General features: G+C 66.5%; 14 protein-coding genes and 1 tRNA gene. 5 read left to right on the top strand and 10 right to left on the bottom strand.

What is annotated here, in order from left to right:
- On the top strand, positions 1–1,152 hold a 1,152-nt coding region (locus tag XINFAN_RS17600; protein WP_148087154.1), incomplete at its 5' end, for a divergent polysaccharide deacetylase family protein.
- 228 nt (positions 1,153–1,380) lie between these two features.
- Here the strand turns inward: XINFAN_RS17600 and trpE are convergent.
- From trpE to fabI, 8 genes are all read right to left on the bottom strand, one after another.
- Positions 1,381–2,889 carry an anthranilate synthase component I gene (gene trpE, locus XINFAN_RS17605; RefSeq protein ID WP_124088181.1) on the bottom strand — a complete coding sequence of 503 codons (1,509 nt, stop codon included), beginning with the start codon at positions 2,887–2,889 and terminating at the stop codon, positions 1,381–1,383.
- Positions 2,886–4,754, bottom strand: coding sequence for a peptidylprolyl isomerase (locus XINFAN_RS17610; protein WP_124088182.1), 1,869 nt, complete (start codon positions 4,752–4,754; stop codon positions 2,886–2,888). Before XINFAN_RS17610 ends, trpE begins: the two co-directional genes overlap by 4 nt.
- Before the next feature lie 74 nt (positions 4,755–4,828).
- The gene (locus XINFAN_RS17615) at positions 4,829–6,022 is read right to left on the bottom strand and encodes an aminotransferase (RefSeq protein ID WP_124088183.1); all 1,194 of its coding nucleotides are present in this window, start codon (positions 6,020–6,022) and stop codon (positions 4,829–4,831) included.
- A 60-nt stretch (positions 6,023–6,082) separates the two neighbouring features.
- The gene (locus XINFAN_RS17620; RefSeq protein ID WP_124088184.1) at positions 6,083–6,643 is read right to left on the bottom strand and encodes a hypothetical protein; all 561 of its coding nucleotides are present in this window, start codon (positions 6,641–6,643) and stop codon (positions 6,083–6,085) included.
- A gap of 244 nt (positions 6,644–6,887) precedes the next feature.
- Positions 6,888–7,397: a hypothetical protein gene (locus tag XINFAN_RS17625; protein WP_124088185.1), complete on the bottom strand. Its 510-nt coding sequence runs from the start codon at positions 7,395–7,397 to the stop codon at positions 6,888–6,890.
- Between the two features lie 226 nt (positions 7,398–7,623).
- Positions 7,624–8,136, bottom strand: coding sequence for a xanthine phosphoribosyltransferase (gene gpt / locus XINFAN_RS17630; protein WP_124088186.1), 513 nt, complete (start codon positions 8,134–8,136; stop codon positions 7,624–7,626).
- Between the two features lie 9 nt (positions 8,137–8,145).
- A complete protein-coding gene (locus XINFAN_RS17635) occupies positions 8,146–8,757 on the bottom strand; it encodes a LysE family translocator (RefSeq protein ID WP_124088187.1) in 612 nt (203 codons plus the stop codon).
- A gap of 1 nt (position 8,758) precedes the next feature.
- Entirely contained in the window at positions 8,759–9,580 is an 822-nt protein-coding gene (fabI, locus tag XINFAN_RS17640; RefSeq protein WP_124088188.1) for an enoyl-ACP reductase FabI, read from the bottom strand.
- Positions 9,581–9,721: 141 nt separating this feature from the next.
- Here fabI and pdxH point away from each other — a divergent pair, with 141 nt between their 5' ends.
- The 4 genes from pdxH to XINFAN_RS17660 all read left to right on the top strand — a co-directional run bounded on the left by pdxH (position 9,722) and on the right by XINFAN_RS17660 (position 11,837).
- A complete protein-coding gene (gene pdxH / locus XINFAN_RS17645) occupies positions 9,722–10,324 on the top strand; it encodes a pyridoxamine 5'-phosphate oxidase (RefSeq protein WP_124088189.1) in 603 nt (200 codons plus the stop codon).
- Positions 10,325–10,438: 114 nt separating this feature from the next.
- On the top strand, positions 10,439–10,984 hold the full coding sequence (locus XINFAN_RS17650) for a cold-shock protein (protein WP_124088190.1): 546 nt from the start codon (positions 10,439–10,441) through the stop codon (positions 10,982–10,984).
- Between the two features lie 143 nt (positions 10,985–11,127).
- Positions 11,128–11,493 carry a DUF192 domain-containing protein gene (locus XINFAN_RS17655; RefSeq protein WP_124088191.1) on the top strand — a complete coding sequence of 122 codons (366 nt, stop codon included), beginning with the start codon at positions 11,128–11,130 and terminating at the stop codon, positions 11,491–11,493.
- Between the two features lie 267 nt (positions 11,494–11,760).
- A tRNA-Pro gene (locus XINFAN_RS17660) sits at positions 11,761–11,837 on the top strand.
- Positions 11,838–11,877: 40 nt separating this feature from the next.
- Here the strand turns inward: XINFAN_RS17660 and XINFAN_RS21840 are convergent.
- A complete protein-coding gene (locus XINFAN_RS21840; RefSeq protein WP_124088192.1) occupies positions 11,878–12,282 on the bottom strand; it encodes a hypothetical protein in 405 nt (134 codons plus the stop codon).
- A gap of 44 nt (positions 12,283–12,326) precedes the next feature.
- The gene (gene rpoD, locus XINFAN_RS17670; protein WP_124088193.1) at positions 12,327–14,330 is read right to left on the bottom strand and encodes an RNA polymerase sigma factor RpoD; all 2,004 of its coding nucleotides are present in this window, start codon (positions 14,328–14,330) and stop codon (positions 12,327–12,329) included.
- Between the last annotated feature and the right edge of the window lie 49 nt (positions 14,331–14,379).

Genomic DNA, 14,379 nt, shown 5'->3' on the forward strand with positions numbered 1-14,379 from the left:
GGCGAAGACATGCCGCCCGCCGCGCTGGCGGGTGCGCCCCGCCCCGAAGGCCCGGCGGATGAGGATATACCGCTGCCTGCCGAAGGCCCTGCGCCGCCGCCGCTCACCCCCGGAGAAGAGGCGATGCTGGCGGAACTTCTGGCCGACGAGCGGGGGCTTGCCGAGGGGGAGTTCGTGATCATCCCCGCCGAGCCCGCGCCTGCCGATCTCCCCGCCGCCCCGCCAGAAGCCGCCCCGGGGGCGGATCAGGAGGATGCGCAGGATGCGGCGCCCGGGGCCGAAGAGCCAGCCCCCGCGGCGCCTGAGCCGGAGACCGGCGCGGCAGCCGATGAACCGGCGCGCCGCATCGTTGCGGGGGGCGAGAGTTCGACCCTGCCCGCCACTCCGTCGCTGGGGGGCCGGGACACCGGCGTCGAGACCGGCCGCCTGCCGCGGATCGGCGACGAGGCCGCGCCCGCTGTGGCCGAACCGGCCGGAGCCCCGCCGCGGCAGGCCTATGCCCGCAGTTTTGAAAACCCCGCGGAAAAGCCGCTGTTCGCGGTGATCCTGATAGATGACGGATCGCCCGATCTCGACCGGGCCGCGCTGGCGGGCCTGCCCTTCCCGGTCAGCTTCGCGCTCGATCCGCAATCGCCCGGAGCGGCGGATCATGCCGCGACCTACCGCGCGGCGGGGCAGGAGGTGATCATGCTGGCCACCGGCCTGCCGCAGGGCGCTGCGGCCAGCGATGTGGGGGTGGCCTTCGACGCCATGGCGCGGGCGCTGCCCGAGGCGGTGGCGGTGATGGATCTGCCCGCCCGCGCCTTCCAGGCCGACCGGCCGCTGGCGAGCCTGGTCATTCCGGTGATCGGCGACCAGGGCCGCGGGCTGGTGACCTGGGATGCCGGGCTGAACGCCGCCGATCAGGTGGCACGCCGCGCCGGTCTGCCGGCAGCGGTGGCGTTCCGCGACCTCGACGCCGAGGGCGAGGAGGCGCCGGTGATCCGCCGCTATCTCGACCGCGCGGCCTTCAAGGCGGCGCAGGAGGGCAGGGTGACCGTGGTCGGTCGCACCCGGCCGGAAACCATCGCGGCGCTGCTGGAATGGTCACTTGAGGGGCGCGCGGGCACGGTGGCGCTGGCGCCGGTGACGGCGGTGCTGCGCGCCGACTGAAACGGGTTGCCTCCGACGGGGATATTCCGCGCAGGATGAAGGCCATACACCCGGGCTGTTCCCGGACAAAAGGGCCGGGTTTGCGCAGCCCGGTGGCCTTTGGCGGCAATACATGCGGACAGGTGAGCGCCAGGGCGTTTGCCTCGCATGCCCCGGCTGCTTTCACCCTGATCCAAATACCCCGGGGGAGTCTCCGAAGGAGACGGGGGCAGGGCCCCCGCACCCGGGTCAGCCGTTGCCGCGGCGGGTAAAGAGGCCGGTGTCCTCGGCCGCGCGGCGGAGCGCGTTGGATTTGTTGACGGTTTCCTGGTATTCGGCCTCGGGGTCGCTGTCATAGACCACGCCGCCGCCGGCCTGGATATAGAGCTTCTGGTCCTTCAGCACCGCGGTGCGCAAAGCGATGCAGAAATCCATCTCGCCATTCGCGGCGAAATAGCCGCAGCCGCCGCCGTAGACGCCGCGCTTTTCCGGCTCCAGCTCGTCGATGATCTCCATCGCCCGCACCTTGGGCGCCCCCGAGACCGTGCCCGCGGGCAGGCCTGCGAGCAGCGCCGAGAGTGCATCCTCGCCCTCGCGGATCTCGCCCACCACGTTCGAGACGATATGCATCACGTGGGAATAGCGCTCGATCACGAATTTCTCGGTCGGGCGCACGGTGCCGATCTTTGCCACCCGGCCCACGTCGTTGCGGCCCAGATCCAGCAGCATCAGATGCTCGGCCAGTTCCTTGCGGTCGGCCAGAAGATCCTCTTCCAGCGCCTTGTCCTCTTCGGGCGTGGCGCCGCGTTTGCGGGTGCCGGCGATCGGGCGGATCGTCACCTCGCCATCCCTGAGCCGCACGAGGATCTCAGGGCTTGCCCCCACCACCTGCCAGCCGCCGAAGTTGAAGAAGAACATGAAGGGGGAGGGGTTGGTGCGCCGCAAAGAGCGGTAGAAGGCGAAGGGCGGCAGCGGGAAATCCATCGACCAGCGCTGGCTCGGCACCACCTGGAAGATGTCGCCCGCGCGGATATATTCCTTGGCCTTCGCGACCGCGGCCTTGTAGCCCTCATGGGTGAAATTCGACTGCAATTCGCCGGTGATCGCGGGGCCGTCGATCTCGCGCTGCACGGCGGGGGCGCGGTCCAGATCGCGCATCGCATCCATCACCCGCTCGGCCGCCTGGGCATAGGCCGCCCGCGCGCTCAGACCCGGCGCCGCCCAGGCCGGGGCGACCAGGATCACCTCGCCCTTGATCCCATCGAGCACCGCCACCACCGAGGGCCGCATCAGCACCGCATCGGGCAGGCCGAGCGGATCGGGGTTCACATCCGGCAGATGCTCCACCAGCCGGATCATGTCATAGCCGAGATAGCCGAACAGCCCGGCCGAGGCGGCGGGCAGCCCCTCGGGCATGTCGATCCGGCATTCGGCGATCAGCGCGCGCAAAGTGTCGAGCGGATCACCGTCGAGCGGCGCGAAGGCATTGGGGTCGAATCGGGCGTCGCGGTTGATCTCGGACCGCTCGCCCCGGCAGCGCCAGATCAGATCGGGCTTCATGCCGATGATCGAATAGCGCCCGCGCACCTCGCCGCCGGTCACCGATTCCAGCATGAAGGTGTCGGTCCGCGCCTCGCCCAGTTTCAGCATCAGCGAGACCGGCGTGTCCAGGTCGGCGGCAAGCCGCGCCCAGACCAGCTGGTTCCTTCCCTCGGCCCAGGCTTGCCCGAAGGCGTCGAAGGAGGGTTCCAGTTTCATTGCAGGCTCGAATTCACAAGGTTGATGGCATTCTGGTCGAGGGTGATCCCGGCTTCGGCCGAGACCGCATCGGCAAAGGCTGCGTAAGCGTCCTGGGCGATGGCCTGTTCGATCTGCGCGGCCAGCGCCGCTTTCAGCGCGGCTGCCCCCTCGCCGGTCTCATCGGCTTCGGCGATGCTGTCGAGCCGGACCAGCGCGACGAAATCGCCCTCTTCGATCACGCGGATCTCGCCTTCCTCCATGGAAAACAGCGCAGCGATCAGGCTGGCGGGGGCATTGTCGACGCTGCCGTCGCGGGCGATTTCCGCCGTGGTCTCGGCCCTGCCCAGAGTGTCGAGCGCGGCGCCCGCCTCGGCTTCGGCCTTCAGCCGCAAAGCCTGTTCCAGCAGCGCCGCGCGCAGCTGGCCGGATTGCATCGCCGCCTCGACCGCGGCGCGGGCCTCATCGAAGGGGATCGGCGCGGCGGGAACGGTTTCCACGAATTCCAGCGTCACCACGCCGCCGTCGTCCAGCACGATCGCCTCGGCGAAATCGCCCGGTTGCAGCGCATCGGCGGCCTGACGGAAGGCCTGATAGCCCTCCAGCGGATCGGTGCCCTGGGCGCCCGGGGCATGGTCGAGCGTGCCGGTCTTCATCCCGGTCTGGCTGGCCAGTTCGTCGAGCGAGGCGCCACCGGCCAGCAGATCGTCGATCTCGTCGATGCGCTGGTTGATGAGGTGGCGGGCCTCTTCGATCTGAAGCTCGGAGACCAGTTCCTCGCGGGCCTCCTCGAAGCTGGTCTCCTTGCCGTCGAGCGTGCCGTTCACCCGGAACAGCGCCGGGCCGAGCGCGCTTTCGGCGGCGATCACCGCATCGGTTTCGGCCGCGAAGACGGCTTCGCCGGCCTCGCCCAGCTCCTGCTCAGACACGTCGCCCATATCGACCGCATCCATCGGCAGGCCGCGATCCGCGACCAGATCCTCGAATGTCGCGCCTTCCGAAAGCCTCGCCAGCGCCGCGTCGCGCGAAGTGGCGTCGGGATAGACCAGCCGTTCCACCAGGCGGCGCGGCGGGATCACATATTCCGCGATCCGCTCGTCATAGAGCGCGCGCAGAAGCGCCTCGTCCACCGGCTGATCCGCGGCCAGATCCTCGGGCAAAAGCGCGGCATAGCGGATGCGTTTGGCCTCGGGGCGGGTGAAATCGGCAATATTGGCCTCGTAATGGGCCTTCAGCTCGTCCTCGCCAAGCGCGGCCAGCGGCTCTTGCAGATCGGTCTCGCCGAGGCGGATCATCGAAAAGCCGCGCCGTTCGCCGATCCAGCGGTGCAGCGTGTCGGTGAGCGGGGCCGGGGCGACGAAGCCGCCGCTGACGGCGCCGGTCAGCAGCGCGCGCGCCACGTCGCGGCGCAGCGAATTCTCGTAATCGGCTTCCTTCCAGCCGTTGCGGCTGAGCACTTCGCGATACATCGCCGGATCGAAAGCCCCGGAACTGCCGGTGAAGGCCGCCTGTTTCATCACCTCGGCCGCCACGGTCTGATCGCCGACCGAAAGCCCGGCTTGCAGCGCGGCATTGTCCAGCGCCGCACGGGTCACAAGACCCGCCAGCGCCTGGCGGTCGATGCCGAAGCCGATTGCCTCCTGGACGGCGATCTGCATGCCGATCTGCTGGCTCATCCTGGCGGCCTCCTGCTGCACGGCGCGGGCATAGTCGCGCGCCGACAGGTCGATCCGCCCGACCGAGCCGATCGAGGTCAGCGTGCCGCCGAAATTGGTGACGCCGAAACCGCCGAGCCCAAGGATCAGCATCCCGGTCATCAGCCAGGTCAGGGTTGACTTGCCCTTGTTGGGCTTGCGCCGCGTCTCGCCCTCGGTCGCTTTGGCCATGGTCCGGCTCCGGTCAGATGTTTCCCGACTGTCTAGAGGGAAGGGGGGCGCGGGGCAAGCGCGCGGCCCCGCCGTTACGGGCGGAAATCGCGCAGACGGGCGAACATTTCCGCGATCCCTTCGGTGCCGATATTGGCGAAGGCGATGCGGATCTGGCGCCGCCCGGCGTCGGAGCCCTCGGGGCAGAAGAAGGTGCCCGGCAGCATCAGGATGCCGCAGTCCCGCACAAGGCGCTGGCAGAGCGCGTCCGAGGCGATGTCGAACGGGTGTTCCACATAAGCGAAATAGGCGCCGCAGCCGAGGAGTTTCCAGCCGGTCAGCGCGCCGAATCCCGCGATCATCGCCTCGCGGCGGCGCAGGATCTCGTCCCGCTCGCCCGCCACCCATTGCGTGAGGTTGCGCATCCCCCAGAGCGCGCCGATCTGGCCGAGCTGTCCGGGGCAGATCGCCACGGTGTCGAGGAATTTCTCCATCTCGGCCAGCAGCTTTTCCGAGGCCGTGACCGAGCCGACCCGATGCCCGGTCATCCGATAGGCTTTCGAGAAACTGTAGAGCTGAATCACCGTATCGGCCCAGTCGGGGTCCAGGAACAGATCATGCGGCCGCCCGCCGGTCAGCGCCGAGTGGCGGCTGTCGAAATCGCGGTAGGTTTCGTCGATCACCAGCGCGATCCCGTGCTCGCGCGCGAGGTCGCGGAAGGCGGCCAGCGTCTCGGGCGGATATTCCACCCCGCCCGGGTTGTTCGGCGTGACCAGCACGATGGCGCGGGTCTTCGGCCCGATCAGCGCGCGGGCGGCGCCCGCGTCGGGGATCAGCGAGGCGCCGGTGTCCAGCGCGCGGGTGGTGCAGCCCGCCATGTCGAGCCACATTTTATGGTTGAAATACCATGGCACCGGCAGGATCACCTCGTCGCCGGGCGCGGCGAGCGTGGCCATCACCGCGCAGAACGCCTGGTTGCAGCCCTGGGTGATCGCAACCTGGCCGGGGGCGATTGCGCCGCTGTAAGCGGCCGAGAACTGCCGGGCGATTTCCGCGCGCAGGGCGGGCAGGCCCAGCACCGGCCCGTAGAGATGCGCGTCGGGATCGTTGATCGCGGCCTCGGCGATGGCCTCGCGCAGCCCGAGCGGCGGGATCTCGACCGGCGCGGCCTGGCTGACGTTGATCAGCGGGCGGTCGGGCGGGAAAGTGACGCCCTCGGTCCAGCGCCGCGCCTCCATCACCGGCGGCAGTTCGGTCGCGGCGAGATTGGGGTTGAGCGGCAGGGTCATCGGGCGGTCCTTCGGCTGGATCGCCCGATTAGTCGCAGGTTGCGAGGCGGTTGCAAGCCCTCAGACGCAGCCCCAGTGGCCCGAGGAGGAACTGCACTGGCATTGCTGCCAGGGGCCGGAACTGCCGGCCAGGTCGCTGAAGCGTTTGCCAAAGACGAAAAGGCTGTCGGAGTTGATCGGAGAATAGACGGACTCGCCCGGCCCGTATTCCCGCCCCTGATAGACGCAGCCGCCGCCGGAACCCCCGGAGGAGGACGAGCCCTGCGGCGTGACCGGGGTCAGAACGATGTCCTCATAGGCCCGGAACGGGCGCCCGCCCGGCGGATCATAGGCCCGCCCCTCGGATTTCGCGATCAGGATGTCGGTCTGCTCCAGCATCGCTTCCATGATGCTCAGGTTCCGGCTCGGCGTGTCCTCGTAATCCAGTTCCAGTGCCTTGGCATAGTCGGCGGCGGCCTGATAGCGCATGTCGTTGCAGCCGACGGGGCCGTTGACCAGTTCGCAATGCTTTACCGCCGTCGTGTTGCTGGCCTGCCCTTTCGGGCGGACCTGAACCGGCCCGCTGCCGCCCACACAGGCGGCGACGAGAAAAATGCAGATCAGTGCAATGCCGTGTTTCATCATGACCCTCCCGTAATGCCGGATCTTTGCCCGGGCCGGAAAAGGATGCGGGAAAGGCCCGAGTCGGAGAAGCGGTATTTGCGGCCCGACGAGGGCGAAAACCCCTTATTTTACAGGGATAAAGGGCGCGCCTGGCACCCCGGAACGCGGATCTTTTCATGCCCCCGCAACCGCTTTAGCTGCGGGGGAGATTCTCATGCGGGCGGGGGTCTCCGGCCGGATCGGAGTGAGGGCCGACCGGCCCTCAGACGCAGCCCCAGTGACCCGAGGAGGAACTGCACTGGCACTGCTGCCATTTCTTCGAGACGCCGGCGAGTTCCTCGAACCGCTGCCCGAAGACCAGCAGGCTGTCGGAGTCGATCGGAGAATAGACGGACTCGCCCGGCCCGTAGTTGCGGCCCCGATATTCGCAGCCGCCGCCGGTGCCTGAAGATCCGCCGGTGCGCGCCACCGTCTGGCCCTGGCCGGATTCGATCATCGTGCAGTAATCCTCCCAGTCCTTCAACTTCCCGGTCAGCATCATCGCCCAGGCATCCCCGACCAGATGCGCGCCCTGGCCGCATTGATCCGGCGTGAAACCGGCAAAGCGGTCACGCGGCGCGGCGACTTTGGTCGCTTTGGCGCGTCCGCTTGCATTGGGCGTGCAATCGGCCGTGCCGGCGGCGTTCTTGGCGTCGCAGGTATCGACTTCGCTGCTGCCCCGCGAGTCATCTTCCGCATTGCCGGTTTTCGTCGCCGAGGCCGGCTCGCCCATCAGTTCATCGGCAATCGGATCGCAGCCGGCCAGACCGAAACCGCAGAACAAAAAGATAAAAAAAGCCCGAACCATCGTGGTACGGGCTGAAACCGGCCGGATGGCCTGATCTGCAAAAGGCATTCCTTCCTCCCTGAAAGCCGGGACCCGGCCCGGATTCGCGGAGACTGCGCCTGTTTCACGATTCTGTGAAGAGGATTTCCGGCGGCTTCCGGCGCAAAGCCGGTCAGTCCGTGCCGCGGTAGGGCTGGACGTATTGCAGCGCCATATCCCAGGGGAAGAAGATCCAGGTGTCCTGGCTCACCTCGGTCACCCAGGTGTCGACCTGGGGCTTGCCGTGCGGCTTGGCGTAGACGGTGGCGAAATGCGCCTTGGGGTAAAGGCGCCGCACCAGTTCCAGCGTCTTGCCGGAATCGACCAGATCATCGATCACCAGAATGCCCGAGCCGTCGCCCATCAGCGCGTCCTGCGGCGATTTGGTGACCCTCGCCTCGCTCTGCGACTGGTGGCTGTAGGATTTCACGCTGATCGTGTCGATCACGCGGATGTCGAGCTCGCGCGCCACGATCATCGCCGGGACCAGTCCGCCGCGGGTGATCGCCACCACCGCGCGCCAGTGGCCGCCCTCTTCCGGCCCCTTGCCGTCGAGCCGCCAGGACAGCGCCCGCGCGTCGCGGTGGATCTGGTCCCAGCTGACGTGGAAACCCTTCTCATGCGGCAGGCGGTCGGCTGGTGCCATGGCGTCCTCTCAGGTGGCGGCGATCTTGAGGCCGAGCAGCGCGAGCATCCCGCCGAAAGCGCGGTCGATCACGGTTTTCAGCCGGGCATAGGCGCGGCGGCTGCGCTCAAACGAGAACAGCCGTGCGATGAAGAGATTGCAGGCGGCTTCGTTGACGAAAACCATCGCCAGAAGCGCGCAGATCCAGGGCAGGGCGGTGCCGGGCGGCACGGTGCCGACGAAGACGGCGCCGAAGAACACCGCCGCCTTGGGATTGGCGAATTGCGTCGCCAGCCCCAGCCAGAGCGCCGACAGCGCGCTGCGGGGCAGGGCGGAGGTCTCTTCGGCCAAAGGCACGGCGGCATGGCGCCACATGTTGAAGGCGATCCAGATCAGGAACAGCCCGCCCGCCAGTTTAAAGCCCCAGAACAGCGCCGGGGCCAGGCTGAACAGAAGCGCAAGGCCGGTCAGCGCCGCCACCGCCCAGAACACCGCGCCAAGCGCGATGCCCATGGCCAGCCAGAAGCCGGTGCGCAGGCCCTCGCTCACCGCCAGCCGCGCCGACATGAGGATCGCCGGGCCGGGCGAGGCCGCGGCCACGAGATGCAATCCCCAGGCGGCGAGGAAGGCGGAAAGGGCCATCTCAGTCCTTCTTGCCGGTCACCACGTCGATATCGGGCGCGTCGATCGCCTTCATGCCGACGACATGATAGCCGCAATCGACATGCAGGTTCTCGCCCGTGGTGCCCGAGCCGAGGTCGGACAACAGATAGAGCGCGGCCTTGCCGACCTCTTCCTGGGTCACGTTGCGGCGCAAGGGCGAGTTCAGCTCGTTCCATTTCAGGATATAGCGGAAATCGCCGATGCCGCTGGCGGCGAGGGTCTTGATCGGCCCGGCCGAGATCGCGTTGACGCGGATGCCGTCGCGGCCGAAATCCTCGGCGAGGTATTTGACCGATGCCTCCAGCGCCGCCTTGGCCACGCCCATCACATTGTAATGCGGCATCACCTTTTCGGCGCCGTAATAGGTCAGCGTCAGCATGGCGCCGCCCGGGCCCATCAGCGCGCCCGCGCGCCGCGCCACGGCGGTGAAGCTGTAGACGGAAATATCCATCGACGTCAGGAAATTGGCGCGGCTGGTGTCGGCATAGCGGCCGCGCAACTCGTTCTTGTCGGAAAATCCGATCGCATGGACCACGAAGTCGATCGTGCCCCATTCCGCCTTCACGCCGTCGAACAGCGCATCGAGGCTTTCCTCGCTTGCCACGTCGCACTCAAAGAGCTGCGGCTTGCCGAGGCTGGCGGCCAGCGGCTCGACCCGCTTTTTCAGCGCCTCGCCCTGGTAAGAGAAGGCCAGCTCCGCGCCCTGTGCCGCAAGGGCCTGGGCGATGCCCCAGGCGATCGACTTGTCGTTGGCAAGGCCCATGATCAGGCCGCGTTTGCCTGCCATCAGTCCGGTTGACATTCCTGGTCCCTCGCACACCTTTACGGTTTGATAGCGTTGACGTGTAGGCGGAAAGCCGGCCTGCCGCAAGGGCAGGGGAAGCATCCGGCGGCGCATGCGGAAAACTTGCGGAAAACATTCAGGACAAGACGGAGCGGGTGAGTGGACAGGACGGGAATCTTCGCGGGCGACGACCCTTTCGCGATCGCGCGGCGCTGGCTGGCCGAGGCGGAACAGACCGAGCCGAACGATCCCAACGCCATCGCGCTGGCGACGGTGGACGCGGCGGGCCTGCCCAATGTGCGCATGGTGCTTCTGAAAGAGATCGGGGACGGGGCCTTCGTGTTCTACACCAACTACGGCTCGGCCAAGGGCGAGGAGATCGCGGCCACGGGCAAGGCGGCCTTCGTGATGCACTGGAAGAGCCTGCGCCGCCAGATCCGGGTGCGCGGCGCCGTCAGCCGCGAGGAGGGGCCCCCGGCCGATGAATATTTCGCCTCGCGCTCGCTGAAATCGCGGCTCGGGGCCTGGGCCAGCCGGCAGTCGCAGCCCCTGTCCTCGCGCGAGGCGCTGATGGCGGAAGTCGCGAAAATCACGCTGAAACATGGGCCTTTGCCGCGCCGCCCGCCGTTCTGGGGCGGCTTCCGCATCGCACCTGTCGAGATCGAATTCTGGGCCGATGGCGCCTTCCGGTTGCATGACCGTTTCCGCTGGACTCGTCAGGGTGGAGAGGGGGTCTGGCAGGTCGAAAGACTCAATCCGTGAAATTTTACGGAAAGGTAAACTATTCTGCCGGACGGTAACGATTTACTCTTGAACAAGGCCCCCCGTAGGCCCCATCAACCTGTCAGGGCTTAATCTGGGGAGATAGCTCTTGTTATGACTGAAGAAGATAAGGCCGTGCAGGTGTTGCAGGGCCGGGTGAAGTGGTTTGATCCGGCTAAAGGCTTTGGCTTCATCGTCAGCGATACATCCAACGCCGATATTCTGTTACACGCCAACGTCTTACGCAACTTCGGACAAAGTTCGGTCGCAGATGGCGCAGGCATAACGGTCAGGATCCAGACCACTCCGCGCGGCGTGCAGGCTGTGGAGGTGCTGGGAATCGAACCCCCGGAGGGACAGATCGTCCCGCTGGGAGAGGTGGCAGGCGAAATTTCGGCCGACGAGCTGAAATCGCTGCCGCTGGAACCAGCCCGCGTGAAATGGTTCGACAAGGCGAAGGGGTTCGGCTTCGCCAATGTCTTCGGCCGTGCCGAAGACATCTTTATCCATATCGAGGTCCTGCGGATCTCGGGCTTCGCCGATCTGGTATCGGGCGAGGCCGTGGCGCTTCGGGTGATCGAAGGCCGCCGCGGACGTATGGCTGTGCAGGTGCTGAGTTGGGAACGCGCAACGACCACACCCCCCGGGGAAGAGGACTGAGCGGAGCCGAGCTGTTCCGCCTGAACGTGGCCGCCCTTCCGGCGGCCACTGTTCTCTTCGTTTGTCTGGCAGGGGCGGTGGCGGCTCAGGGCGCCTGTTCGCCGTCGCGCGTCGACATCCGCACGCCGGCCGCCGGGGACGGGATGCGCCAGAGTTTCATCGTCGAACTGGCCGAGACCCCGGAGGCGCGCGCCCGCGGGCTGATGCACCGCGAAAGCCTCGCGCCCGATGCCGGGATGCTGTTCGTCTACGAAACCCCGCGCCGGGCCGAGTTCTGGATGAAGGACACGCTGATCGCGCTGGATATGGTCTTCGCCGATCCGGCCGGTCTGGTGACCCATGTGCACGAAAACGCGGTGCCCGGCGATCTGACCCCGATCCCGGGCGGCGAGGGCGTGAAATTCGTGCTGGAGATCAACGGGGGCCTTGCGCGCAGGGCGGGAATCGTGCCGGGCAGCCAGCTGCGCCATCCGGTGATCGGCAAGGACGCGCTCTGGCCCTGCGAGTGAGCGGGCCATGGTCTTCTTCCGGGGGCTCTTCCGCCCTTACGGGCGTCATCGCCGGCGAAGAGGCCCGTAAGGGCCGATGAGCGCCCCGGCCGGGCCTCCGGGCCGTTTCGCGCCAATACCCGTATGACCTCGCCCCGGCATAATTTTATCGGTTAGCGGACATTCCAGCACCGCCTTTCACCCTGCTTTCCGCCATGGAAGTTCCGGGCCGGATTTCTTGCCATGGGCGCTTTCCCTTGGCCGGAATACAGGCTATGTGGGCGTTGTCGGGGCGTAGCGCAGCCTGGTAGCGCGACGGTTTTGGGTACCGTAGGTCGCGAGTTCGAATCCCGCCGCCCCGACCAGCACTCAGCGGATTGGCTGAGTGAAATTTTACAGCAGATTTTACAGCTTTGTTCCCAATGCGCCCCTGAGGCGCGCCAGCTTATCGCCGATTTCGTCCGACATCTGGGGCGAGAGGGCGACGTAATTCTCGATCACCTCCGCAGCATGTTTGATCGACCATTCCATCGCAACGGCGATCTCTTTGAGTTCTGCACCGGCAGCCAGAAGGCGGATGGCGGCCGTCCCTCGCACCTCACAGAGGCGCAGCTCTTTCCCGATTCTGAGCTGTCGCGCTATTGGCTGATCGCGTCCCCCAAAAAGGTTTCGTGGGTGTGGACGATTGTACTTCGAGGGGAAGCAGTTCCGAAGCCCTAACGCCTTCGCGGTTGCCGCTGCCGGGCATGCGCGAGATGTTATGTTCAGCGCCCGGCCGATGGAAAGTATATGCTGGCCGACGATCTTCACGAACGGAACAGGAAACAAAAGAGCGCCCCGCAGGGCGCCCTTATTCACTGATCCAGGAAACTGCGCAGCTTCCGGCTTCGCGATGGATGTTTCAGCTTTCGCAGCGCCTTGGCCTCGATCTGGCGGATGCGTTCGCGGGTCACGCTGAACTGCTGGCCCACCTCTTCCAGCGTGTGGTCGGTGTTCATGCCGATGCCGAAGCGCATCCGCAGCACCCGTTCCTCGCGCGGGGTCAGCGAGGCCAGAACCCGGGTGGTGGTCTCTTTCAGGTTCTCCTGAATCGCCGAATCCAGCGGCAGGACCGCGTTCTTGTCCTCGATGAAATCGCCGAGCTGGCTGTCTTCCTCGTCGCCGATCGGGGTCTCCAGCGAGATAGGCTCCTTGGCGATCTTCATCACCTTGCGGACCTTCTCAAGCGGCATTTGCAGCTTCTCGGCCAGCTCTTCCGGCGTCGGCTCTCGGCCGATCTCGTGCAGCATCTGCCGCCCGGTGCGCACCAGCTTGTTGATCGTCTCGATCATATGGACCGGGATGCGGATCGTGCGCGCCTGGTCGGCAATCGAGCGGGTGATCGCCTGGCGGATCCACCAGGTCGCGTAAGTGCTGAACTTATAGCCGCGGCGGTATTCGAACTTATCGACGGCCTTCATCAACCCGATATTGCCTTCCTGGATCAGGTCGAGGAACTGCAACCCGCGGTTGGTGTATTTCTTGGCGATGGAAATCACCAGGCGCAGGTTGGCCTCGACCATTTCCTTCTTGGCCTGGCGGGCCTCTTTCTCGCCCTTCTGGACCTGGTTCACGATGCGGCGGAATTCGCCGATGTCCACGCCGATATACTGGCCGACCTGGGCCATCTCGGCGCGCAGATCCTCGACCCGGTCGCGGCTTTTCTCCATCAGCGCCTGCCAGCCGCGGCCGGCCTTGCCGGCCATGCGGTCGATCCAGGTCGGGTCCAGCTCGTAGCCCTGGTATTCGGCGATGAATTCCTGGCGGTTGATGCGCGCGCCGTCGGCCAGTTTCACCATGCCGGAGTTGATCGACATGATGCGCTTGTTGATGCCGTAAAGCTGGTCGATCAGCGCCTCGATCCGGCTGTTGTTCAGATGCAGTTCATTGACCAGCAGCACCATTTCCGAGCGCAACTTCTGATAGGCCGCCTCTTCGGTGGTCGAGAACCGGGTGGAGGAGGACATCGTGGCCGACATCCGCTGCTGCTGCATCCCGGACAGCGAGGCGTAGTTGTCGGCGATCTGCTCCAGCGTCTCCAGCACCTTCGGGCGCAGGGCCGCCTCCATCGCGGCAAGCGACATGTTCGAGGCGTCGTCATCCTCGTCGTCGCTGTCGCTGTCCTCGCGCAGGATCGGATTGCCGTCGGCGTCGAGCTCGGGCTCGGACGCGGAACGCCGCGGCGCGGCGCCTGCCGCGACCACGCCCATCTCGTCGAGCGGCGGGCCTTCCAGCTCTTCGTCGCCTTCGAGATTGCGCCCGAAGGTGGCCTCCAGGTCGATCACGTCGCGCAGGAGGATCTCTTCCGACAGCAGTTCGTCGCGCCAGATGGTGATGGCCTGGAAGGTCAGCGGGCTTTCGCAAAGCCCGGCGATCATCGTGTTGCGGCCGGCCTCGATCCGCTTGGCGATGGCGATCTCGCCCTCGCGCGACAGAAGCTCGACCGAGCCCATCTCGCGCAGATACATCCTGACCGGATCGTCGGTGCGGTCCAGCGTTTCCGAGGCCGGACCCGCCAGCGCGATCTCGCGCGAGGAAGAGGTCTCGACCAGTTCGCCCCCTGCGGGGTCTTCGGTCTCGTCGGCTTCCTCGTCCTCGATGACGTTGATGCCCATCTCGGACAGCATCGACATCACGTCCTCGATCTGGTCGCCGGAGACCTGATCGGCGGGCATGACCGCGTTGAGCTGTTCCATCGTGATGTAGCCGCGCTCGCGCGCATCGGCGATCATCTTCTTGACCGCCGCCTGGCTCATGTCGAGCGAGATATCGGCCTCGTCGCCATCGGGCTTAACGTCGTCGTTTTCCTTGAGGGCCATGGATGCTCCTGCGGGGATGGGGGCGAATCGCACTCGGGGTTTGTCGAAT

It is taken from the genome of Pseudogemmobacter humi (genome assembly GCF_900609055.1).
GTDB classification, from domain to species: Bacteria; Pseudomonadota; Alphaproteobacteria; order Rhodobacterales; family Rhodobacteraceae; genus Pseudogemmobacter; species Pseudogemmobacter humi.

What these genes read in the sequence shown, in the direction of transcription:
- trpE (WP_124088181.1), bottom strand. Translation starts at nt 2,889, where the DNA reads ATGAAACTGGAACCCTCCTTCGACGCCTTCGGGCAAGCCTGGGCCGAG.
- XINFAN_RS17610 (WP_124088182.1), bottom strand. Translation starts at nt 4,754, where the DNA reads ATGGCCAAAGCGACCGAGGGCGAGACGCGGCGCAAGCCCAACAAGGGC.
- XINFAN_RS17615 (WP_124088183.1), bottom strand. Translation starts at nt 6,022, where the DNA reads ATGACCCTGCCGCTCAACCCCAATCTCGCCGCGACCGAACTGCCGCCG.
- XINFAN_RS17620 (WP_124088184.1), bottom strand. Translation starts at nt 6,643, where the DNA reads ATGAAACACGGCATTGCACTGATCTGCATTTTTCTCGTCGCCGCCTGT.
- XINFAN_RS17625 (WP_124088185.1), bottom strand. Translation starts at nt 7,397, where the DNA reads ATGGGCGAGCCGGCCTCGGCGACGAAAACCGGCAATGCGGAAGATGAC.
- gpt (WP_124088186.1), bottom strand. Translation starts at nt 8,136, where the DNA reads ATGGCACCAGCCGACCGCCTGCCGCATGAGAAGGGTTTCCACGTCAGC.
- XINFAN_RS17635 (WP_124088187.1), bottom strand. Translation starts at nt 8,757, where the DNA reads ATGGCCCTTTCCGCCTTCCTCGCCGCCTGGGGATTGCATCTCGTGGCC.
- fabI (WP_124088188.1), bottom strand. Translation starts at nt 9,580, where the DNA reads ATGTCAACCGGACTGATGGCAGGCAAACGCGGCCTGATCATGGGCCTT.
- XINFAN_RS17650 (WP_124088190.1), top strand. Translation starts at nt 10,439, where the DNA reads ATGACTGAAGAAGATAAGGCCGTGCAGGTGTTGCAGGGCCGGGTGAAG.
- XINFAN_RS17655 (WP_124088191.1), top strand. Translation starts at nt 11,128, where the DNA reads ATGCGCCAGAGTTTCATCGTCGAACTGGCCGAGACCCCGGAGGCGCGC.
- rpoD (WP_124088193.1), bottom strand. Translation starts at nt 14,330, where the DNA reads ATGGCCCTCAAGGAAAACGACGACGTTAAGCCCGATGGCGACGAGGCC.